The following is a 22,220-nucleotide window of genomic DNA, read 5'->3' as shown; positions in this document are numbered from 1 at the left end:
GTGCCGGCCCATGGCCGGAAGCCACGCAATGCACGGTTATGCGAGGTTGCCGGCCATGGGCCGGCGCTACCAAAAGAGAAGGCCCGCACTTGCGGGCCCTCCCAGATGCCTTTCGGCCAACGTCTGCAGCCTACGGACTGCCAAACGACCCCTCAATGGTTGAAGCTGGCGTGGAATGTCGCTGTGGGCCTCAAAACCGGTTGTCGCCATCCAGGATCCGCCCCAGCCCACCCAGCACCGAGCCTTCGCCGCGGCTCTGCCCACCGCCCTGCGGTGCGGCCATCCACATGCGGCCGGCCAGGCGCGAGAACGGCAGCGATTGCAGCCACACCTTGCCCGGGCCGGTCAGGGTGGCCAGGAATACGCCTTCGCCACCGAACACCATGCTCTTGATGCCAGCCACGCGGCGCACGTCCATGTCCACGCTGGCGTGGAAGGCGACCACGCAGCCGGTGTCCACGTCCAGCCGTTCGCCCGCCGCCAGCTCACGTTCCACCACGCAGCCGCCGGCGTGCACGAACACCCAGCCGTCGCCTTCCAGCTTCTGCATGATGAAGCCCTCGCCGCCGAACAGGCCGGTCATGATCTTCTGCTGGAAATGCACGCCGATCTGCACGCCGCGCGCGCCGGCCAGGAAGCTGTCCTTCTGGCAGATCAGGCGGCCGCCGTGCTGGTCCAGCTTCATCGGCAGCACCGTGCCGGGGTAGGGCGCGGCGAAGGCGACCTTGGCCTTGCCGTGGCCGGTGTGGGTGTACAGCGTGGCGAACAGGCTTTCGCCGGTCAGTACGCGCTTGCCGGCCGACATCAGCTTGTCCATGAAGCCGCCGCCCTGGCCGCTGTGCGAGCCATCGCCGAACACGGTGTCCATCTGCACCGACGCATCCTTGAACATGAGCGCGCCGGCTTCGGCGATGGCGCTTTCGCCCGGGTCCAGCTCGATTTCCACGAACTGCATCTCATGGCCGACGATGCGGAAATCGATGTCGTCGGCACGCTGGCTGCGGCCTCCCGCGCCCGGCATCGGCGGCGGGGTAGCGACAGGCGCGGTGGCGCCGGCCTGCAGTTCCGGCACGTCGGCAATGGCCATCCAGCCGCTCATGCCCTCGCACCACACCAGCGCACGCGGATTGGCGCAGGCGTACTGGCGGGCGGCGTCATCGCCGAGGGGGCCAACGCGGTCGGCCTGGCCGGAGGAATGGAAGTACCACTGGGTCATCGCGCACCTGTCTGTGATGCCGGGCGTCGGCCTGGCTGAAGGCGTTCATCCTGCCAGAAGGCCGGGTCGCCGGGCACGGGCCACCGGTACCGGATTCGTCAACCGGCGGCGGCAGGCTGCCTTCACATCTGGGGGCGCGGATCTTGGTAATGAAAGATCCGTATTTGCGACGCTGTTGTTGTACTGCAACAATTGTCTGGTAGCGCCGGTCCACCACCCTTCCCAACACAGCCTAATCGCCATGTTCCCGAACCGCACTGCCCACGGCCGTACTCCGTCCGTGCATCCCCTCGTTGTCGCTCTTGCCGCCCTGCTGCCATTGACGGCCGCAGCCCAGGACGCCCCCGCCACCAAGGATCCGGTAGCACTGGACACCCTGCAGGTCACGGCCCAGCGCCGCGTCGAAAACGCCAAGGACGTGCCGGTCTCGATCTCGGCCATCCAGGGCGAAAAGCTCGACGTCCTCGGTTCGGCCGGCGACGACATCCGCTTCCTGTCGGCCCGCGTGCCGAGCCTGAACATCGAATCGTCCTACGGCCGTGCCTTCCCGCGCTTCTACATCCGCGGCCTGGGCAACACCGATTTCGATCTCAATGCCTCGCAGCCGGTGTCGCTGGTGTATGACGATGTGGTGCAGGAGAGCCCGCTGCTGAAGGGCTTCCCGCTGTTCGACCTGGCCGGCGTGGAAGTACTGCGCGGCCCGCAGGGCACGCTGTTCGGGCGCAACACGCCGGCCGGCGTGGTGAAGTTCGATTCGGCCCGTCCGTCGCAGGATGCCGATGGTTACGTCAAGGTCTCCTACGGCACCTACGACACCTGGAATACCCAGGCCGCCTACGGTGGCCCGCTGACCGACCGCTGGTCCGCGCGCGTGTCGGCGCTGTACCAGCGCCGCGACAACTACGTGGACAACACCCGCCCGAACGCACCGGCCGAAGGCTTTGAAGGCTACGACGAAGCCGCGGGCCGCGTGCAGTTCCTGTACGAAGGCGACGAGTTCGAGGCGCTGTTCAACCTGCACAAGCGCAAGCTCAACGGCACCGCGCGCCTGTTCCGCGCCAACATCATCCAGCCGGGCAGCAATGCGCTGGTGGAAAACTTCGACCGCGACAAGGTCTCCAACGACGGCGAGAACTTCTCCGAGCTGGAAACCTGGGGCGGCAGCGCACGCCTGCAGTGGAATCTGGGCGGCGTGACGCTGCACTCGATCACCGGCTATGAAACCGCCGAATCGCTCAACCATGGCGATATCGACGGCGGCTACGGCGCCAGCTTCCTGGGCGCAGGCAACTACGGCCCGGGCTTCATTCCGTTCCCGTCCGAATCGGCCGACGGCCTGCCGCACCACCGCCAGTGGACCCAGGAATTCCGCGTGGAATCCAACGAATGGGGCCGCTTCGACTGGCAGGCGGGCGTGTTCTACTTCGATGAAGACGTCACCATCGACAGCTTCAACTACGACTCGCTGACCCCGGGCAACCCGCAGACCGGCCATGCCGTGCAGAGCCAGCGCAACAAGGCGTGGGCGGCATTCGCCTCCGGCGATTTCGACGTCACCGAGAAGTTCAAGCTGCGCGGCGGCGTGCGCTACACGCAGGACAAGAAGGACTTCACCGCCAGCGTGCTGCAGGCGGTGCCGGGCGGTACCCCGGTCAGTGGCCCGTACCTGGCCAACACCGATGTCGACGATGTCAGCTGGGACCTGAGCGGTGTGTACCAGGTCACCGACAACTTCAACGCGTATGCACGCGTGGCCAAGGGCTTCCGCGCCCCGTCCATCCAGGGCCGCCTGGCCTTTGGTGGCGTGTCGCAGGCCGATTCGGAGAAGGTGATTTCGTATGAGATCGGCGTCAAGGCCGATCTGTTCGACCGCCGCGCGCGCCTGGGCTTCAACATCTTCCGCTACAACGTGGATGGCCAGCAGTTGATCGCAGTGGGCGGCAGCAACAACACCGCCACCCTGCTCAACGCGGACAAGACCATCGGCCAGGGCGCGGAGCTGGACTTCGAAGCCTACCTGACCGACCACGTGCTGCTGACCCTGGGCAGCAGCTACAACGACACCGAGATCAAGGACCGCGACCTGGCCGTGGCGATCTGCGGTGGCGGCTGCACCATCACCGACCCGACCACGGTGATCAACGGTGGCACCTACGCGCTGGTCAACGGCAACCCGTTGCCGCAGGCGCCGAAGTGGATCCACAACATGACGCTGCGCGCCGGCTTCCCGATCACCGATGCCAGCGAGCTGTACGTCTACACCGACTGGGCCTACCGCAGCGCGGTGAACTTCTTCCTGTACGAGTCGCCGGAATTCCGCAGCCGCTCGTCGCTGGAAGGCGGCCTGCGCCTGGGTTACAACTGGGATTACGGCCAGTACGACGTGGCCGTGTTCGGTCGCAACCTGACCAACCAGACCCGCGTGGTGGGTGCCATCGACTTCAACAACCTGACCGGCTTCCTCAACGAGCCGCGTACGTTTGGCGTGGAGTTCACCGCGAAGTTCTGATGTCGCGGAAGATGGGTTGAATCGAAAACGGCGCGGAGGGATCCGCGCCGTTTTCGTGTGTGGTGAAACCGTACCGCGAAACTCAGAGCGCGCTGGCGGGTCGGATCTTCAGCACGGTCTCTTCCGCCGCGCAGTCACGGCTGACACTCGCGCCGGTCTTTCTCGCTGCCGCGATCTCCTTGCGTGCGGCCAGCAGGTCGCGGTTGAAGTCGGCGTTGTCGTGCAGCCTGGCCACGGCTGCCGCGCCCATGAAGCGTCCTTCCAGGATGTCGCTCTGCCAGTGCACGTTGCACACCAGGCGGCTCTCGCCGTAGTTGCGGCCGCGGGCCTGGATGGCGTCGGCGCGCTCGGGGACGATCTCCGACAGGATCAGCGCCCATGCCCAGCCGATCGAGGTGTGGCCGGACGGGTAGGAGCCGTTCTTGCGCAGGCCCTCCTCATCCTCCGGCGTGCAGGTGGGTTCGCCATTGACCGTGAACGGGCGCGCGCGCTGGTAGTGGTGCTTGGCGGCCCGGGTGGCGGCGCTGGCATCGATGCGGCTGCGCTCCAGCAGGCGGTAGAGCGCGGGGGTCTTCTGCGCGTCCACGTCCAGCCCGATCGCGCAGGCGAACTGGTTCGCGCCTTCCGGGAAGCCCAGCTCGGCATCGCGGTGGGCCTGGGCGAAACGCGGGGTGTCGCGCAGCGCGCGCGCCTCCCGGCTGACCTGCTCGTCCAGCGCGAAGCCGGCCGAGCCCGCCGCCGGCGGGGCCGGCACCAGCGCCATGCTGTCCGGCACCGCGTCCGCCGCCAGGTAGCCCACCGCCTTGGTGACCACCGAGGCTTCCACCGGGGTGGTCGGCGCGGCCACCGTGGTACAGCCGGCCAGGGCCGCGATCAGGGCGGTGGCCAGCAGGGGGCGCAGGAAGGGGGCGGAAGCGGCAACGTGCATCGGCAGGTCTCAAAAGCGTGAAGCCCGCATGATCGCAGCTTCCCGGGCGCCTGCCAGCGGCCACTGGTCATGCCGCCAGACCCGGCATGGCGCAGTGCAGCGCGGCGTTGGGAGTCGTTTCAAATGATAGGAACCCTCTACTGGTTCACGGAAACCGATTCGCATGCGGAATAGCTTCTGTCGGCAATCAGGGGGATCACCGGTAGGGCGGGGCGTGCCCCGCCGAGCAAAGGGAGTCACAGGATGCAAAGCACTGCAGTGGGGAAGGGCGTGGGCCTGGCCCTGGGAATGATGCTGGCGTGTGCCAGCGCGCACGCCGCCGACGTGGTGGGCGTGGCGTTCGTACACGGCACCGGCAAGCAGACCGATGCGCGCGCCGATTACTGGCAGCCGGGCATCATCGACACCGTTCGCCAGGGCCTGCCCAACAGCGCCAATTACACCGTGGTCAACTGCGATTTCGAGCAGTACATGTGGAAGCCGGAAGCAGCCGGCTGCCTGGCTGGCCAGCTCACCACGTTCATCAACACGCGTGGCATCACCAAGCTGGTGGTGATCACCCATTCCAACGGCGGCAACGTGGTGCGCTGGATCCTGTCCAATCCCACCTACGACAGCCGCTACCCCAAGCTCATCCAGACCATCAGCAAGGTCACCGCGCTGGCGCCGTCGTCGGCCGGCACGCCGCTGGCTGATGCGGTGCTCAACGGCAACGCCTTCGAAGCCTCGGTCGGTTGGCTGCTGGGTTACCAGAACGATGCGGTGCGCATGCAGCAGGTGGGCTGGATGGCCACCTACAACGCGCAGAACCTGTACGGCACCGCCGGCCGCCCGGCGCTGCCCAGACCGTTCCGCGCGGTGGTGGGCTCGGATGTGGAATCGGCGGTGTGGGACAGCAACAGCTACTGCGGTGGCTATGCGCAGAACGTGGGGCTGGAGCTCACCCAGAACTGGCTCAACAGCTGTTCCGATGGCTTCCTGGAATGCAGCAGCCAGAAGGCGGCCGGCAGCGTGCTGTTCACCGACAAGGCGCGCACCAACGGCGCCGAACCGCTCAGCCACAACCAGAGCCGCCGCGAATGCTTCGGCCTGGGCGCGATCCTGCGCAACGACCTGACCCTCTGAGGAGCACGCCATGACGTCACGATTGATGCTTGCCATGGCCGTAGCCTCGGCGCTGTTCGCGCTGCCGCTGCACGCCGCCCAACCGCTGCAGGCCGCGCGCGGCACCGACCAGGTGGCCCCGCGCGTGGAACGCGCGCCGATGCCCGATGCCACGGTGGAACGCGCCCCCGTGCGCTTTGCGTGGGCATTGGACCCGACCCAGCCGCTGAGCGCACCGGCCCCGTTCGTCGCACTGAGCCGCAGCTACTGGGACACCGTGGATGCGGCCACGCTGCAGCGCGGCCTGGCGCTGCCGCTGACAGCGCCGGATGCGGTGATCCAGGTCAGCCCGGTGCAGGGCGCCCGCGCGCTGCAGGTGGAGCAGCTGCAGGTGCGCGACCCCTCCGGCGCCATGGCGCTGGACAAGGTGGTGGATGCCCAGCAGCTGCGCGCTGCCGGCATGGGCGTGGGCGAGGGCAGCGCGATGGCGCGCACCGGCGCCAGCACCGCGGTGGGGACCTATCGCCTGCAGGCGCCGCAGGCCCAGGGCCGTTACGTGGTGCAGGTGCTGGAGCCCAACAGCCCGATCGCGCTGACCCTGCAGGCCGACCGCCAGCAGGTGCTGGCCGGCGGCAGCGTGCAGTTGAACGCTCGCCTGCAGCATGACGGCGGCAATGCGGCGCTGGCGGCCGGGCGTTCGGTGGCGCGCACGCTGCCGGCGGGCGGCGAAGCGCTGCTGGTGGCACCGGACGGCCGCAGCTGGCCGGTGCCGCTGGTGGCCGGCAAGGACGGCCTGCGTGCGCAGGTGAACATTCCCGAGGATGTGGGGCAGGCACAGGGGCTGTGGGAACTGCAGGCATTCGTCACCGCGCAGGGCGTGCAGCGGGATGCCAAGGTGGCGTTCGCGGTGGCCCGGCCGACGGCGCGCTTCAGTGGCCAGGTCGAGGTGGATGCCGCTCGGCGCCAGGTGCGGCTGCCGCTGCAGATCGGCGCGCCGGGCCGTTATGAGGCACGCGGCACGCTGCACGCCACCGGGCCCGACGGCAAGCTGCACCCGGTGGCACAGGCGCACAGTGCGGCGTGGTTCGATGCGGCCGGTGCCGGCGAACTGCTGCTGGCGTTCGATACCGTGGCGCTGCCGCGTGGTTACAGCGCCCCGTTCGAACTGCGTGACCTGCAGTTGCAGGACCAGGGCCGGATGGCCCCGATCGAAAGCCGCGCGGTCGCGGTGCGGTTCTGAAACACGCCGGGGGCGGCCGCGCCGCCCCCGGTTGTCACCCTGCGAACGCGGTCAATCGTCCTTCGTGTTCCACGACCTGGATCGGCCCGCCGAACACCTCCGACAACGGCCCATCGCGCAGCAACTCCGCCCGCGTGCCATCGGCCGCGATCCGGCCGCCACGCAGCAGCACCACGCGTTCGATTTCCGGAATCACCTCTTCGATGTGGTGGGTCACCAGCACCAGCGTGATGCCCTGCGCGGCCAGCGTGCGCATGGTGGCGATCAGGTGCTGGCGCGCCACCAGGTCCAGCCCGGTGGAGGGCTCGTCCAGCAGCAGCGCCTGCGGCCGGTTCACCAGCGCCCGCGCGATCAGCACGCGCCGGGTTTCACCGGCGGAAAGTTCGGCATAGCCGCGGTGCAGCAGCGGCAGCGCGCCGGTCAGCGCCAGCGTCTCGCGCACCCGTGCGCGCATGTCGTCGGTGACCTCGCGGAACGCGGGCACCACGAAGCTGGCGAAGAAACCGGACAGCACCGCTTCCTCCACGGTCAGCCCGGGCATGTCGGCCAGGTTGCTGCTCAGGTCGCCGGTGACGATGCCCAGCTGCGAGCGCAGCCGGTCCACCTGCCAGCGGTTCTGCCCGAGCACGCGCACCGCGACAGTGCCGTCGGCATGCGCCAGCGGGTACAGCTCACGGGTGATGAGCTTGATGAAGGAGGATTTGCCGCAGCCGTTGGGGCCCAGCAGCGCGGTGTGCTGGCCCTGGGCGATGCGCAGGCTCAGGTCATGCAGTACGCGGACCTGGCCACGGATGACGCAGGCGCGGTCGAGTTCGATCAGGGGCGCGGCGGCGGCAACGGCCGGCGGTGGGGTGGCAACGGTCATGAATGCGGGGGCAATGCTCACGAAGGGGGAAAACAACTGAATGACTGCGCAAAAATCGCATCAGACGGATGAAGTTTGCAACGTCTGGCCCCATCATGGCCCTACCTGTACCCGTTTCCCTGCTGGCCATCACGGCCCGGAGTCCTGCGATGCTCGATACCCTCATCAACTTCCTGACCGGCGGTGTAGTCGGCCTCGGCTGGTGGGGCATGGGCCTGGTGCTGCTGGTGTTCACCCAGCTGACCATCTTTGCCGTCACGCTCTACCTGCATCGCAGCCAGGCGCACCGCGGCGTGGATTTCCACCCGGTCATCGCGCACTTCTTCCGCTTCTGGACCTGGCTCACCACCTCCATGATCACCAAGGAGTGGGTGGCCATCCACCGCAAGCACCACGCCAAGGTGGAAACCGAGGAAGACCCGCACAGCCCGGTGACCAAGGGCATCGGTACGGTGTTCTGGCGCGGCGTGGAGCTGTACCGCGAAGCCCGTGGCATGCGCGCGGACATCGAGCAGTACGGCCGTGGCGCCCCGGAAGACTGGATCGAGCGCCACCTGTACACCCCGCACGCCAACCTGGGCCCGGTGGCCCTGTTCGCGGTGAACCTGCTGCTGTTCGGCCTGCCCGGCGTGGCCCTGTGGGCGATCCAGATGGCGTGGATCCCGTTCTGGGCCGCCGGCGTCGTCAACGGCCTGGGCCACTGGTGGGGCTACCGCAACTTCGAATCGGCCGACACCTCCACCAACCTCACCCCGTGGGCGTTCTGGATCGGCGGCGAAGAGCTGCACAACAACCACCATGCCTTCCCCAGCTCGGCCCGCTTCTCGATGCGCCGCTGGGAGTTCGATATCGGCTGGGCGGCGATCCGTGGCCTGCAGGCCGTGGGCCTGGCCAAGGTGCTGCGCGTGGCGCCCAGCATGGACGTGCGCCCGAACATCGCCGTGCCCGATGCCGAAACCCTGAAGGCGCTGCTCTCGCACCGCTTCCAGGCCATGACCGATTACCAGCGCAATGTGTTCGTGCCGGCGCTGCGCGAAGAAGCCGCGTTTGCGGGCGCCAAGCTGCGCAAGCTGCTGCCGCGCCGCATGCGCCGGGGCCTGGTCAACGATGGCCGCTGGCTCAAGCCCGATTGCCGCGCCGAGCTCAGCAGCTGGGTCGAACAGCGCCCGCGCATCCGCGTGCTGGTTGAACACCGCGCGCGCCTGGCCGCCCTGCTGGAAGCCCGTGGCAACGATGCCGCCGAACGCCTGAAGCTGCTCCAGGCCTGGTGCCATGAAGCCGAGGCCAGCGGCATCGCCGCGCTGCAGAACTACGCCGCGCGCCTGAAAGGCTACGCGCTGACGGCGCACTGACCAGTGCGGCGTTTTTCCTGCGCGTCCCTGCTGCTGCTTGCCGCCTCCGCGCAGGCCCAGGTCACCGATACCGGCGGCTACCTGCAGCGCATGGATGCCGACGGTGACGGCAAGGTCAGCGTCGAGGAATACGTGCAGTGGATGATGTACGCCTTCGACCGCATGGACCGCAACGCCGACGGCGTGCTCAGCGCCGATGAACTGCCCGGCGGCAAGGGCAAGCCGATCACCCGCGAACAACAGCGGCAGACGATCATTGAACGCTTCCACAAGCAGGACGCCAACGGCGACGGCTTCCTGAGCGCGAAGGAATTGTCCGCCCCACCGCGATAACCCCATGCCCGAACTTCCCGAAGTAGAAACCACCCGCCGCGGCCTGGCCCCGCACCTGGAAGGCCGCCGCGTGCATGGCGTGATCCTGCGCCGGCCGGACCTGCGTTGGCCGATTCCCGACGAAATCAGCGCGCTGCTGCCCGGCCAGGCGATTGAAGGCGTGCGCCGCCGCGCCAAATACCTGCTGCTGGATACCGCCATCGGCAGCGCGGTACTGCACCTGGGCATGTCCGGCAGCCTCCGTGTACTACCGGGGGACACCCCGGTCCGCGCGCACGACCACGTCGATATCAGCCTGGACAACGGCCGCCTGCTGCGCTTCAACGACCCACGCCGCTTCGGCAGCCTGCTCTGGCAGCCGGCCGGGGCCACCCACCCGCTGCTGGCCAGGCTGGGCCCGGAGCCGCTGGACGATACGTTCGACGGCGACTACCTGTTCCAGCGCAGCCGTGGCCGCAGTGCCTCGGTGAAGACCTTCCTGATGGACCAGGCCATCGTGGTCGGGGTGGGCAACATCTACGCCGCTGAAAGCCTGTTCATGGCCGGCATCAATCCCCTGCGCGAGGCCGGGAAGATCTCGCGCGAGCGCTACCAGCGGCTGGCCACGGCAGTGAAACAGATCCTGGGCCACGCCATCACCCGCGGCGGCACCACCCTGCGTGATTTCATCAATCCGGACGGCGCCCCGGGCTATTTCGAGCAGGAACTGCTGGTCTACGGGCGTGAAGGCGAGCCCTGCCGGCAGTGCGGCCGGGCCCTGCGCCACGCCACCATCGGCCAGCGTGCCAGCGTCTGGTGCGGTCACTGCCAGCGCTGAACTGTCCTACGCATCTGCAGGAAGCGGCGCTATAGTCGGGCAAACGTCACCGGCGGGGGTGTGCGATGGACGAAAGCCCGGATATCACCGTATGGCTCGATTCGGCCCGCGCGGGCGACCGCGCCTCGCTGGACCGGGTGCTGACCCTGCTCTACCAGGAACTGCACAGCATGGCCCGGCGCCAGCTGGCCGGGCAGCAGGGCCGCACGCTGGATGCCACCTCGCTGGTCCATGAGTCCTACCTCAAGCTGCTGGGCGCACGCGGCGCGGCCCGGTTCGAGGACCGCGCGCACTTCTTTGCCTACGCCGCCTCGGCCATGCGCAGCGTGGTGGTCGACTACGCGCGCAACCGGCTGGCGCGCAAGCGCGGCGGCGATCTGAAGCGCGTGGCGGAAATACCCGAGAACAGCAGCAGCGGCGTGCGCCTGGATGAGGACCTGCTGGCGCTGGACGTGGCGCTGGCGCGGCTGCAGGCCGTGGACAACCACCTGGCCAAGGTGGTGGAACTGCGCTACTTCGCGGGGTTGTCCGAGCAGGAAATCGCCGACCTGTGCCAGCGCTCTGAGCGCAGCATCCGGCGCGACTGGCAGAAGGCACGGATGTTCCTGCTGGCGTCGGTCCGCGAGGACTGAGCGCAGCGGCAATCAGGGCCCCGCGCCGTGGCGCGGGCGGAAGGGCAGGGATCACGCGGCGCCCCGGGGAAAGGACGATGGACGCAGTGCGCTGGCGGCAGCTGTCCACGCTGCTGGATCAGTTGCTGGAAATGCCGCACGCCCAGCGCAGCGCGCGCCTGGCGCAGCTGCGTGCGGCCGATGCCACCCTGACCGACGACCTGGAGCGGCTGCTGGAGCACGAGCAGGAGAGCCAGGAATTCCTGGCCCAGCCGCTGTGGACCGCCGCGCCCGAAGACAGTCGCGCTGGTACCCATATCGGTCCGTACCGGTTGCTGCGGCAGCTGGGCGAAGGCGGCATGGGCGAAGTCTGGCTGGCCGAGCGCGCCGATGGGCTTTACCAGCGCCAGGTGGCGCTGAAGCTGCTGCGCAGCGGCTACGCCGACCCCGGCCTGCGCCAGCGCTTCAGCCGCGAACGCGAAATCCTCGCGCGGCTGCAGCACCCGCACCTGGCGCAGCTGCTCGATGCCGGCGTGGACCTGCAGGGCCAGCCGTACCTGGCGCTGGCGTACGTGGAAGGGGAGCCGATCACCGATTACTGCCAGCGCCTGGAACTACCGCTGGAGCGCCGCCTGCAGCTGATGCTGCAGGTGTGCGCGGTGGTCAGCCACGCACACGCGAACCTGATCGTGCACCGCGACCTGAAGCCCTCCAACATCCTGGTCACCGCCAACGGCGAGGTGAAGCTGCTCGATTTCGGCATCGCCAAACTGCTCGACGATGAGCAGGCGCGCACCAACGCCGCGCACCCGCCCACCGAAGCGCGCGCCTTCACCCTGCACTACGCCGCGCCCGAACAGGTACGCGGCGAACCGGTGACCACGTTGACCGACGTGTATTCGCTGGGCGTGGTGCTGTTCGAGGTGATCACCGGGCGCAAGCCCTACCGCCTGCGCCGGCACAGCGATGCCGAATGGGAACGCTCGATCCTGGAAGTGGATGCCCCACGCGCCTCCAGCGTGCTGCTGCGCGGCGACATCACCGATGCGGCCGCCACCCCGGCTGCGCGGCGGCTGGCCCGGCGCCTGCGCGGTGACCTGGACACGATCCTGCTCAAGGCGCTGCAGAAGGAACCGGCGCAGCGCTACGCCTCGGTGGAAGCGTTGGCGCAGGACCTGCAGCGCTTCCTGGAAGGCCGCCCCATCCACGCGCGCCCGCAGCGTTCGCTGTACCGCCTGCGCAAGTACCTGGGCCGGCACCGCTGGGGCGTGGCGCTGGCTGCGGTGGCGATCCTTGCGCTGGCGGTACTGGCGGCGCTGGCGGTGTGGCAGATGCAGCAGGCGCGGCGTGAGATCGCGCGCGCGCAGGCCATGCAGGATTTCACCATCGGCCTGTTCGACCGCGCCGCCAGCGTGCGCCACGGCAGCTTCGATGTGCGCCAGCTGCTGGCCACCGGGCAGCAGCGCGGCGAGGCGGAGCTGGCCGACCAGCCACTGCCGCTGGCCGACCTGGAAGGGGTGATCGGCCGCCTGCGGATCGGCATGGGCGATTACGCGCTGGCGCTGGAAACCCTGGACCGGCAGCGCGCGCTGCTGGAACAGGTCAAGCAGGTGCCGCCCGGGCTGCAGCTGGAAGCGGTCACCCAGCGCGGCCGCGCGCTGCGCATGCTGGGCCGCTCGCGCGAATGCGTGGCGCACATGACGCCAATGCAGGCGCTGGCCGCCGAACAACGCCAGGCATTGCCGTCGGTGGTGGCCGAGTTCCATGCCCAGCTGGGCCGCTGCCAGCAGCTGCTGGGCTACCGCGATGAGGCACGCGAAGGGTTCGAGCGTGCGCTGGCGCTGCGCCGCGACATCACCCACGACGCCACCGGCATGGCCGAAAGCCTGTCCGACCTGGCCGCGCTGGAGAATGACGATGGCAATGCGCAGGCCGCGCTGGCCGGTTACCGCCAGGCCCTGCAGCTGCTGCAGGCCCGCACCACCGACCGCCACCCGCAGCTGGTCACGCTGCGCGGCCACCTGGGCGAAATGATGGCCGCGCAGGGCGACCTGGACGGGGCCGACCGCAGCCTGCGCGCGGCATGGACCGACGCGGTCAGCCTGTACGGCAATGACCATCCCGAAACGCTGACCATCCGCCGCCTGCGCGCGACCCTGGCGCTGCAGCGCGGTGACCTCGCCGAAGCCGAGGCCGCCCTGCAGCGGGTGCACCGGCTCACCCGCCAGGCGCTGGGCGAGCAGCACCGCGACACCGGGCAGACCTGGCATGCGCTCGGCCGCTCGGCGCTGGAACGCGGCGACACCGCGGCGGCGGTGGATGCGTTCGGCCGCGCGGTGGCGATCTGGCGCCAGCCGGACTGCATCGGGCTGCTGCCGCAAGGCCTGTACGACTACGGCAACGCGCTGGCCGAAGTGGGCCGCTGGCAGGATGCGCTGGCCGCGTTCCACGAAGGCCGCCAGTGGCAGGCCGCGCAGCGCGGCGACGACGACCCGGAGGTACAGCGTGGCGACCGCCGCATGGCCGAGATCATCGGCGAGCATGTCGACCCCTGGCAGGCTGGCGAGCGTTTGACGAAACTGATGCGGCAGTCCGCGCGCGGAGGGCCGGAGGCCCGGCTGCAGCTCCAGGCGGTGCAGCTGGCGTGGGGGCGCAACCTGATCCGCATGGACCAGCCGGTGGAGGCCCAGCGCGCGCTGCAGCCGCTGACCGAGGGCGAGGCGATGGATCCGCGCAGCATCAACCTGCGCTGGCTGGCACGGACCGCGCTGGCCCAGCTGGACTGCGCGCAGGCGCCGGTACGTGGGCGCGAGGCGCTGGCGCAGCTGCAGGCCGAAGTACGCGCGCAGCGCCCCCAGGGGGGACGCATCCCACGGCAGATCGAGCAGGCGCTACAGGCCTGTGGCAGCAAGGCCCTGCAGGCGCGCACCGGCCAGCCTGAACGCAGGCCCGGCGCCACGGCGGCGAATTAACGTTCACGTGCCTATGATGGCCGACCCTTTCCTGCCCATCGCTGCCTGCATGCAACGACGCGACTTCATCCGCAACGCCTCCCTGGCCCTGGCCGCCATCGGTTTTCCCGCGCTGCCGGCCTGTGCCGCGCAGGGCAGCCAGGTAGGCCTGCGCCGGCTGGGCGAGCCGCAGCCGTTCGACTTCGCCACCCTCAAGGGCCAGGCGCGCGCGCTGTCCGAGGCCGCCTACAAGAGCCACCGGCGCACCCTGCCGGGCCCGCTGGAGGCGCTGGACTGGGACCAGTACCAGTCGATCCGCTACCGCCAGGACCACGCGCTGTGGGCCGACCAGCCCGGCCGCTTCCAGGCCAAGTTCTTCCACCTGGGCCTGTACTTCCATTCGCCGGTGCGCATGTTCGACGTCGTCGACGGCAAGGCGCAGGAACTGGCCTATGACCCGGCCGCCTTCGACTACGGCAAGAGCGGCCTGAAGAATGGCCACCTGCCGGCCGACCTGGGGTTTGCCGGGTTCCGGCTCAACACCCGCGCCGACACCGACCGCGATTTCGCCGCCTTCCTGGGTGCCAGCTACTTCCGCGCGGTGGGCAAGGAAGGCCAGTACGGCCAGTCCGCCCGCGGCCTGGCGATCGATACCGGCATGGACCGCCCGGAAGAATTCCCCGATTTCATCGCCTATTTCCTGGAACAGCCGGCCGCCGACTCCAACACCCTGGTGGTGTACGCGCTGCTGGATTCCCCCAGCGTGGCCGGTGCCTACCGCTTTGCCATCACCAACGGCGATGTGCTGCTGATGGACGTGGACGTGGCGCTGTACCCGCGCAAGGCCATCGAACGGCTCGGCATCGCGCCGTGCACCAGCATGTACCAGGTGGGCGAGAACGATCGCCGCATGGCTTGGGACTGGCGCCCGGAGATCCACGACACCGACGGCCTCTCGATGTGGAACGGCGCGGGCGAATGGATCTGGCGCCCGCTGTCCAACCCGCGCCAGCTGCGCTTCAACATGTTCGTGGACAACAACCCGAAGGGCTTCGGCCTGCTGCAGCGCGACCGCAGCTTCGACCATTACCAGGACGACGGCGTGTTCTACGAGAAGCGCCCGTGCCTGTGGGTGGAGCCTAAGGGGCAATGGGGCCGGGGCTCGGTGCAGCTGGTGGAAATTCCCACCGTGGACGAGACCTTCGACAACATCGTGGCGTTCTGGAACCCCGAAGCGAAGCCGCAGCCGGGCCAGGAAATGCTGCTGGGCTACCGCCTGTACTGGGGCGCCGAGCCGCCGGCACGACCGCCGCTGGCGCAGGCCGTGGCCACCCGCACCGGGCTGGGCGGGGTGATCGGCAAGAAGCGCGAGTATTTCTCGTGGCGCTTCGCCGTGGACTTCCAGGGCGGCGAACTGGCCGCGCTGATCGACAAGGGCGAAGTGGAAGCGGTGGTGCAGGCCAGCCGCGGCCGCACCGAGATCGTTTCGGCGCGCCCGCTGCGCGAGATCAAGGGCTACCGCGCCATGTTCGACCTGGTGCCGCCCGATGACAGCACCGACCAGATCGACATCCGCCTGTACCTGCGCAGTGGCGGCAAAACGCTGACCGAAACCTGGCTGTACCAGTACTCCCCGCCGCCGGCGGGGGCGCCGGAACGCACGCTGTATTGATCAGATCGGCAGGGATGCCTGCATCGGCTCGATCCGGCCCTCACCGCGCGTGATCTTCTTGAACTCCGCGCGGCTGACCGAGACGTAGCGTTCGTTGCCGCCGATCTCCACCTGCGGGCCGTCCTGCACCGCGTGGCCGTGTTCGTCCACGCGCACAGTCATGGTGGCCTTCTTGCCGCTGTGGCAGATGGTCTTGATCTCCTGCATCTCGTCGGCCCAGGCCAGCAGGTACTGGCTGCCCTCGAACAGCTCGCCGCGGAAATCGGTGCGCAGCCCGTAGCAGAGCACCGGAATGCGCAGCTGGTCGACCACTTCGCTCAGCTGCCAGACCTGGCTGCGGCTCAGGAACTGGGCCTCGTCCACCAGCACGCAGCCCAACGGACCATGGCCGGCGATGTCGGCGCGGATCAGCTGTTCCAGGTCGGTATCCCGGTCGAAGGCGATGCCGTCGGCCTTCAGGCCGATCCGCGACGCCACCACGCCGCGCCCGGCGCGGTCGTCCAGGCGCGGGGTGAGGATGGCCACCCGCATGCCGCGCTCGCGGTAGTTGTGCGCCGACTGCAGCAGCGTGGTGGTCTTGCCGGCGTTCATCGCCGAATAATAGAAATAGAGCTTGGCCATCGGCCAATTCTAGACGGCGCGCTACTTCCCGTCGCCCTCGCCGCCATGGACGGTTTCCGGCAGCCCCACGTCGATCTGCTGCTGGCGCAGGGGGGCCATCCAGTAGGTATCGTGCAGGCACCAGTACAGTTCGGGCTTCCAGTACTCCGGGTCGTAGTAGTCCGCGCCGGACTGGACTTCGCCCGCCGTGGCGCCGGTGCGCTGTTCCACCTGCAGGCCGCTGTGCACGTGCCCGACCCGGCTGCCGGTGATCTTGGACAGCCTTCCGCGCATGGCGCTTTCCAGCCGCGGCTTGGCGACCTCGTCGCCGTACTGGGCGAACACGTCCTGGCGGCGCTGCAGCGCCCGCTCGCGCTGCCCCGCGTCCAGCTCGACCCACCAGGCGTCGCGCAGGCGTACGAAGTCGTGATAGCCGCGCTCGGCGGCCAGGTCCATCCACGCATAGGCCAGCTCCGGGTCGGCCGCCACGCCACTGCCCTCGCGGTACATGATCGCCACCCGCAGCTGCGAGTACTTGTCGGCGTACTCGGCGGCCTTGCGGAACCGCGACAACGCGCGTGGCAGGTTGCCCTTGTCGATCTCCTTCAGCGCATAACGGCGCCAGCGCAGGTCCGGATGGCCATCCAGGAAGCCATCGGTCATCAGCGAGGCGGGAATGGTCCGGGGGGCCTGTCGCGCGCAGGCAGGGGCGCTTGCACCAGCCACCCCGCTGGCCAGCCAGAGCGCCGCCCCGACCGCGCTGCCGGCCATCCAATGCATGAATCCATTCATGTGACTGCTCCGTTCCGATCGCTCTCTGGATATCCCACCGCCCGGCGCAGGTCAAGCCAGGTCCGGTGGGCTGCCGCCCGTTACAATGCGGCACCCACGGAGAAGGCATGCACGGTCTCAACCCCCCCCAGAGCGCGGCAGTGCTGCACTGCGAAGGTCCCCTGCTGGTACTGGCCGGCGCGGGCAGCGGCAAGACGCGCGTGATCGTGGAAAAGATCGCCCAGCTGATCAGCACCCGCCGTTACCCGGCCAAGCGCATCGCGGCGATCACCTTCACCAACAAATCCGCCAAGGAAATGCGTGAGCGCGTGGCCAAGCGCCTGCACGGCGGCGACGCCGAAGACGTCACCATCTGCACCTTCCACGCGCTGGGCCTGAAGTTCCTGCAGATCGAGCATGCCGCGGTGGGCCTCAAGCGCGGCTTCTCGATCTTCGACGCCGACGATTCCACCTCGCAGGTGAAAGACCTCATGTACGGCGCCAAGCCGGACGACATCGAGGACGTGAAGAACCTGATCTCGCGTGCGAAGAACGCCGGCCTGTCGCCCGAACAGGCGATGGCCGAAGCGCGCAGCAACCGCGAGAAGGAAGCGGCCAGCGTCTACGAGCGCTACCAGCTGCGCCTGACCGCGTTCAACGCGGTGGATTTCGACGACCTGATCCGGCTGCCGGTGCAGGTGCTGGAAGAGAACCCGGAGATCGCGCTGGCCTGGCGCGAACGCATCGGCTACCTGCTGGTCGACGAATGCCAGGACACCAACGATGCGCAGTACCGGCTGCTCAAGCAGCTGGCCGGCACCGCCGGCAACTTCACCTGCGTGGGCGACGATGACCAGTCCATCTACGCGTGGCGCGGTGCCAACCCGGAAAACCTGCAGCAGATGGCGCGCGATTACCCGGCGCTGGAAATCATCAAGCTGGAGCAGAACTACCGCTGCTCCAACCGCGTGCTGCGCGCGGCCAACGCGCTGATCGCCAACAACCCGCACGAACACCTGAAGAAGCTGTGGAGCGACCAGGCGGACGGCGAACGCATCCGCGTGTGGGAATGCCGCAACAGCGAACACGAGGCGGAGAAGGTCGCGGCCGAGATCTCCTACCTGGCCACGTCCAAGAAGATTCCGTGGAGCGATTTCTGCATCCTGTTCCGCGGCAACTTCCAGTCGCGGCCGCTGGAAAAAGCGCTGCAGCTGGTGCGCGCGCCGTACCACATCACCGGCGGCACCGCGTTCCTGGAACGCCAGGAAGTGAAGGACACGCTGTCGTGGCTGCGCCTGCTGGTGAACCCCGACGACGATACGGCGTTCATGCGTGCGGTGCAGGCGCCCAAGCGCGAAGTGGGCGCCGGCACGCTGGCCAAGCTGGCCGAGCTGGCCTCGGACAAGGAACTGCCGATGGCGCACGCGGCCGAGGCGATCGGCGCGCTGGCGCAGCTGCCGCCGCGCGCGGCCAACGGCCTGAGCCGCTTCACCGACATCCTGCGCGACCTGCGCGCGGAAATGCCCAAGCTCAGCTCGGGCGACCTGGTGCGCAAGCTGGTGAAGGACTCCGGGCTGGTGTCCGAACTGCGTGGCGCGTGCAAGGAAGAATCGGTGTACCAGCGCCGCCTGGGCAACCTGGAAGAGCTGGCGCAGTGGTTCGAGGGCGGCCCGCGTGGCGCCACCACCGCCGACCTGGCCGCGCAGCTGGCGCTGCTGTCGCGCAACGACAAGGACGACGGCGGCAACCAGGTGCGCATGATGACCCTGCACGCGTCCAAGGGCCTGGAGTTCCCCTATGTGTTCATCGTCGGCTGCGAGGATGGCGTGCTGCCGCACCAGGTCAGCCTGGACGAAGGCAACCTGCAGGAAGAGCGCCGGCTGCTGTACGTGGGGATCACCCGGGCCAAGGTGCAGCTGTGGATGAGCCACAGCAAGCTCACCCGCAAGTTCGGCGAGCACGTGCGGCTCAAGCCCAGCCGCTTCTTCGACGAGATCCCGGCCGAGGAAATGCAGCGCGACGGCGCCGACCCGGTGGCCGATGCAGCACGCAAGAAGGAACGCGCCAGCGCGGGGCTGGCGGCGATCGAAGCGTTGTTTGATTGAGGCGATCGGCCGCACAATCCGGTCATTGCCCTGTGACCGGAAGCCGCATGTCCGCCCTGATCCAGACCGACCGCCTGCACCTGCGCCTGATCGATCCCGACCATGACGCGGCCGACATGCTGGCCCTGCTCAACGAACCCGGTTTCATCCGCCACATCGCCGACCGTGGCGTGCGCACGCTGGCGCAGGCGCGCGATTACACCGCCGAACGCGTGCTGGGCAGTTACACGCTCAACGGGTTCGGCATGTACGCCATCATCCGCCGCAGCGACGGCGCGTGGCTGGGCAACGCCGGGCTGGTGCGCCGCGATGGCCTGCCCGCGCCGGATGTGGGCTACGCGCTGCTGGCGCAGTACGAGGGCCACGGCTACGCGTTCGAAGCCGCGCGCGGGGTGATGCATTACGCGCGCGACGTGCTCGGCTATCCGGACCTGTACGGCATCGTTGCCCCCGAGAACCTGCGTTCGGCCGCGCTGCTGCGCAAGCTGGGCATGGAAGACCGCGGCGATGTGCGCCTGCCGGCGCCACGCGATGAAGAAGTGCTGCTGCTGTTCGCCACGCCCGGCGCACCGGCGGTCTAACCGCCCAGCTGAGAGCGCAGTTCCGCCAGTTGTTCCTGCAGGGCAGCAACAGTGGTTTCCAGCTCCTGCACGCGCGCCTCGAGTGCGGCATTGCCACCACCGCTGGACGGCGCGGCCTTGTACTGCTCCGCCAACGCCTGCACATCCACCGGGCCGGCCAGCAAGTGCATGTACCGGTCTTCGCGCTGGCCGCCCGCGCGCGGCAGCAACACCGCCAGGCCGCGCTGGATCATGCGCTCGACGTGGTGGCGCAGCTCGTCGGCATCCTGGAACTGGAACAGGCGCTCGCTGCGGGTCAGCAGCTCGTTCACGGTCTGCGGGCCGCGCAGCAGCAGCAGGCCCAGGATGGCCAGCTGCTGGCGGGTCAGGTCCAGCGCGCTGCCGGCGCGGTGCTCGTAGCGCTCGGCACGCGAGGAGAACTGCTGGCGGGCCAGGCCCAGGGTTTCCAGCTGGCGCAGGGCGTGGTGCACATCGCCGGCTGACAGCTGCAGCACCGGCTCGCGCGCGGTCTTCTGGTTGGCGGCCACCTGGGTGGCATTGACCGTGAGCGGGTAGGCGTCCGGGGTGGTCGCTTCCTTCTCGATCAGGCAGCCCAGGGCACGGGCCTGGGCCGCATTGAGCACGGGCAGAGCAGGGGTCTGGGTGTCGTCGGTCATCTCGCGCTCCGGGTGTTTCTGGGGCGTGCAGCATAGCCGAGCCCCGCGGGCGGCATGAACCGCGGCGGCCAAGCCGGTAAACTGGCGCCACTCAGTACTGGTGATTCCCATGCGTCGTACCGCTGTTTCCCTGTCCGTGCTTGCCTGTGCCGTGATGGCGCTGGGTGCGTGCAAGCGCACCGAAACCCCCGCCGAAGCCGCTGCCCCGGCCCCTGCTGCCGCTGCCGCCGCGCCTGCCGCGAAGGGCGATGCCGCCGTGGCCGCCAACGACAACCTCAATGCCGTGCTGTGGATGCAGCGTTCGCAGGAATACCGGGCGATCACCGAGCAGACCTACCGCGCCGCCGCCGACCACCTGGACAAGGCGCTGAAGGAAGCCAACTGGGATGCGCTGGTGCCCGAAGAGCGCGGCAACGCCGCCAAGGGCCTGAAGCCGGCCGTGGTGCTGGACGTGGACGAGACCGTGCTGGACAACTCGCCCTACCAGGCCCGCCTGGTCCGCGATGGCGGCGAGTACGACGAACTGAGCTGGGACCAGTGGGTGGCCGAAAAGAAGGCCAAGGCCATTCCGGGCGTGGTCGATTTCGCCAAGGCCGCCAACGCCAAGGGCGTGACCCTGCTGTACATCTCCAACCGCGCCGTGCACCTGAAGGAGGCCACCTTGGCCAACCTGCGTGCCGAAGGCCTGCCGGTGGCCGATGACAGCGTGTTCCTGGGCCTGGGCACGGTGGTGAAGGACTGCGAGCAGGCCGGCAGCGAGAAGAACTGCCGCCGCCGCCTGGCCGGGCAGAACTACCGCGTGCTGATGCAGTTCGGCGACCAGCTGGGCGACTTCGTGGAAGTCACCGCCAACACCAACGACGGCCGCGACGCGCTGCTGCAGCAGTACCACGACTGGTTCGGCGAGCGCTGGTGGATGCTGCCCAACCCGACCTACGGCGGCTTCGAGCCGGCCCAGTTCAACAACGACTACAGCCAGTCGCGCCAGGCCCGCCACGACGCCAAGCGCGCCGCGCTGGATTACGCGCCGTGAGCCGCGCCCCGCTGCCGCTGCGCGATGACGAACGGCTGATCTTCGCGCTCGACGTGCCGGGCCGCGAGGACGCGCTGGCCTGGGTGGACCGGCTGGGCGATGCGGTCTCCTTCTACAAGATCGGCATGGAGCTGCTGGCGTCGGGCGAGTACTTCGAGGTGCTCGATGCGCTGGCCGCGCGCGACAAGCGCGTGTTCGTGGACCTGAAGTTCTTCGACATCCCGGCCACCGCCGCGGCGGTGATCCGCCGGCTGTCGCAGTGGCCGGTGAGCTACGCCACCATCCACGGCTGGCACCCGGCCATGATGGAGGCCTGCGCGGCCGCCAACAGCAGCGACATGCGCCTGCTGGCGGTGACCGTGCTGACCTCGATGGGGCGCGATGACCTGCGGGGCATGGGCATCGACCGCGAGCCGGTGGACGTGGTGGTCGAGCGCGCGCTGGCCGCCCAGGCTGCCGGCATCGACGGGGTGATCGCCTCGGGCCAGGAAGCCGGCCCGATCCGCGCCGCCACCGGCGCCGGGTTCTCGATCGTGTGCCCGGGCATCCGCCCCGGCGGCCCGGTCGGCGATGACCAGAAGCGCACCGTGGGCGTGGCGCAGGCCTTCGCCGACGGCGCCGACGCCATCGTGGTCGGTCGCCCGATCCGGCTGGCGGCCGACCCACGCGCGGCCGCGCTGGCGATCCAGGACGAGATCCGCAGCGCCCGGCGCTGAGTGATGTAAGGGTTCCACGCACCGGGATGGAACTGCATCCCGGTGCCAGGTAGCGCCTGTTCGCAGAAATGGATCCATCAATCGTTGGCCCCGCTGAAACGCGACCGGCCACGCAGTTGCCCCGTCTTCTTTGCCGTCGAATCGACCTGGCACACGCCCC

19 protein-coding genes are annotated in these 22,220 nt (G+C 68.9%); 13 read left to right on the top strand and 6 right to left on the bottom strand.

Annotation, left to right across the window (positions count from 1 at the left end):
• Nucleotides 1–190 precede the first annotated feature (190 nt).
• A complete protein-coding gene (locus tag QMX79_RS07255) occupies nucleotides 191–1,216 on the bottom strand; it encodes a TIGR00266 family protein (protein ID WP_282245814.1) in 1,026 nt (341 codons plus the stop codon).
• Nucleotides 1,217–1,457: 241 nt separating this feature from the next.
• Here QMX79_RS07255 and QMX79_RS07250 point away from each other — a divergent pair, with 241 nt between their 5' ends.
• Complete coding sequence (locus QMX79_RS07250; protein ID WP_282245812.1) at nucleotides 1,458–3,725, top strand: TonB-dependent receptor; 2,268 nt, start codon at nucleotides 1,458–1,460, stop codon at nucleotides 3,723–3,725.
• 82 nt (nucleotides 3,726–3,807) lie between these two features.
• On the opposite strand, the gene QMX79_RS07245 is transcribed toward QMX79_RS07250, so the two are convergent.
• Nucleotides 3,808–4,653, bottom strand: coding sequence for a phosphatase PAP2 family protein (locus QMX79_RS07245; protein ID WP_282245810.1), 846 nt, complete (start codon nucleotides 4,651–4,653; stop codon nucleotides 3,808–3,810).
• Between the two features lie 243 nt (nucleotides 4,654–4,896).
• On the opposite strand from QMX79_RS07245, the gene QMX79_RS07240 reads away from it, so the two are divergent.
• Complete coding sequence (locus QMX79_RS07240; RefSeq protein ID WP_282245808.1) at nucleotides 4,897–5,778, top strand: hypothetical protein; 882 nt, start codon at nucleotides 4,897–4,899, stop codon at nucleotides 5,776–5,778.
• Nucleotides 5,779–5,788: 10 nt separating this feature from the next.
• A complete protein-coding gene (locus QMX79_RS07235; protein WP_282245806.1) occupies nucleotides 5,789–6,997 on the top strand; it encodes a DUF4785 domain-containing protein in 1,209 nt (402 codons plus the stop codon).
• 34 nt (nucleotides 6,998–7,031) lie between these two features.
• On the opposite strand, the gene QMX79_RS07230 is transcribed toward QMX79_RS07235, so the two are convergent.
• Nucleotides 7,032–7,862, bottom strand: a complete 831-nt coding sequence (locus QMX79_RS07230; protein WP_282245804.1) for an ATP-binding cassette domain-containing protein — start codon at nucleotides 7,860–7,862, stop codon at nucleotides 7,032–7,034.
• A 149-nt stretch (nucleotides 7,863–8,011) separates the two neighbouring features.
• Here QMX79_RS07230 and QMX79_RS07225 point away from each other — a divergent pair, with 149 nt between their 5' ends.
• The 6 genes from QMX79_RS07225 (at nucleotide 8,012) to QMX79_RS07200 (ending at nucleotide 15,598) form a co-directional block, all read left to right on the top strand.
• Complete coding sequence (locus QMX79_RS07225) at nucleotides 8,012–9,214, top strand: fatty acid desaturase (protein ID WP_282245802.1); 1,203 nt, start codon at nucleotides 8,012–8,014, stop codon at nucleotides 9,212–9,214.
• Between the two features lie 3 nt (nucleotides 9,215–9,217).
• A complete protein-coding gene (locus QMX79_RS07220) occupies nucleotides 9,218–9,547 on the top strand; it encodes a hypothetical protein (RefSeq protein WP_282245800.1) in 330 nt (109 codons plus the stop codon).
• A gap of 4 nt (nucleotides 9,548–9,551) precedes the next feature.
• Nucleotides 9,552–10,364, top strand: coding sequence for a bifunctional DNA-formamidopyrimidine glycosylase/DNA-(apurinic or apyrimidinic site) lyase (mutM, locus tag QMX79_RS07215; protein WP_282245798.1), 813 nt, complete (start codon nucleotides 9,552–9,554; stop codon nucleotides 10,362–10,364).
• Between the two features lie 65 nt (nucleotides 10,365–10,429).
• Nucleotides 10,430–10,996: an ECF-type sigma factor gene (locus QMX79_RS07210; RefSeq protein ID WP_145480584.1), complete on the top strand. Its 567-nt coding sequence runs from the start codon at nucleotides 10,430–10,432 to the stop codon at nucleotides 10,994–10,996.
• Between the two features lie 77 nt (nucleotides 10,997–11,073).
• The gene (locus QMX79_RS07205; protein WP_282245793.1) at nucleotides 11,074–13,947 is read left to right on the top strand and encodes a serine/threonine-protein kinase; all 2,874 of its coding nucleotides are present in this window, start codon (nucleotides 11,074–11,076) and stop codon (nucleotides 13,945–13,947) included.
• A gap of 49 nt (nucleotides 13,948–13,996) precedes the next feature.
• On the top strand, nucleotides 13,997–15,598 hold the full coding sequence (locus tag QMX79_RS07200) for a glucan biosynthesis protein D (RefSeq protein ID WP_282245818.1): 1,602 nt from the start codon (nucleotides 13,997–13,999) through the stop codon (nucleotides 15,596–15,598).
• On the opposite strand, the gene QMX79_RS07195 is transcribed toward QMX79_RS07200, so the two are convergent.
• Nucleotides 15,599–16,219, bottom strand: coding sequence for a thymidine kinase (locus tag QMX79_RS07195; protein WP_282245791.1), 621 nt, complete (start codon nucleotides 16,217–16,219; stop codon nucleotides 15,599–15,601).
• A 21-nt stretch (nucleotides 16,220–16,240) separates the two neighbouring features.
• Complete coding sequence (locus QMX79_RS07190) at nucleotides 16,241–16,990, bottom strand: sel1 repeat family protein (protein ID WP_282245790.1); 750 nt, start codon at nucleotides 16,988–16,990, stop codon at nucleotides 16,241–16,243.
• 107 nt (nucleotides 16,991–17,097) lie between these two features.
• Between QMX79_RS07190 and QMX79_RS07185 the strand changes: the two genes are divergently transcribed.
• Together QMX79_RS07185 and QMX79_RS07180 are read left to right on the top strand one after the other, a co-directional pair.
• A complete protein-coding gene (locus QMX79_RS07185; protein WP_282245788.1) occupies nucleotides 17,098–19,074 on the top strand; it encodes a UvrD-helicase domain-containing protein in 1,977 nt (658 codons plus the stop codon).
• A gap of 47 nt (nucleotides 19,075–19,121) precedes the next feature.
• Nucleotides 19,122–19,655, top strand: coding sequence for a GNAT family N-acetyltransferase (locus QMX79_RS07180; RefSeq protein WP_282245786.1), 534 nt, complete (start codon nucleotides 19,122–19,124; stop codon nucleotides 19,653–19,655).
• Here the strand turns inward: QMX79_RS07180 and QMX79_RS07175 are convergent.
• Nucleotides 19,652–20,311: a DUF480 domain-containing protein gene (locus QMX79_RS07175; RefSeq protein WP_282245784.1), complete on the bottom strand. Its 660-nt coding sequence runs from the start codon at nucleotides 20,309–20,311 to the stop codon at nucleotides 19,652–19,654. The two genes, QMX79_RS07180 and QMX79_RS07175, sit on opposite strands and share 4 nt — an antisense overlap.
• 100 nt (nucleotides 20,312–20,411) lie before the next feature.
• On the opposite strand from QMX79_RS07175, the gene QMX79_RS07170 reads away from it, so the two are divergent.
• Together QMX79_RS07170 and pyrF are read left to right on the top strand one after the other, a co-directional pair.
• Nucleotides 20,412–21,344: a 5'-nucleotidase, lipoprotein e(P4) family gene (locus QMX79_RS07170; protein WP_282245782.1), complete on the top strand. Its 933-nt coding sequence runs from the start codon at nucleotides 20,412–20,414 to the stop codon at nucleotides 21,342–21,344.
• On the top strand, nucleotides 21,341–22,060 hold the full coding sequence (gene pyrF / locus QMX79_RS07165; RefSeq protein WP_282245780.1) for an orotidine-5'-phosphate decarboxylase: 720 nt from the start codon (nucleotides 21,341–21,343) through the stop codon (nucleotides 22,058–22,060). The genes QMX79_RS07170 and pyrF overlap by 4 nt, the downstream gene beginning before the upstream one ends.
• Nucleotides 22,061–22,220: the final 160 nt, after the last annotated feature.

It is taken from the genome of Stenotrophomonas sp. PS02300 (assembly GCF_029959395.1).
Classification (GTDB): Bacteria; Pseudomonadota; Gammaproteobacteria; order Xanthomonadales; family Xanthomonadaceae; genus Stenotrophomonas; species Stenotrophomonas maltophilia_AD.
Note: the sequence above shows the minus strand (reverse complement) of the source record. Positions and strands in the feature narration are given on the sequence as shown.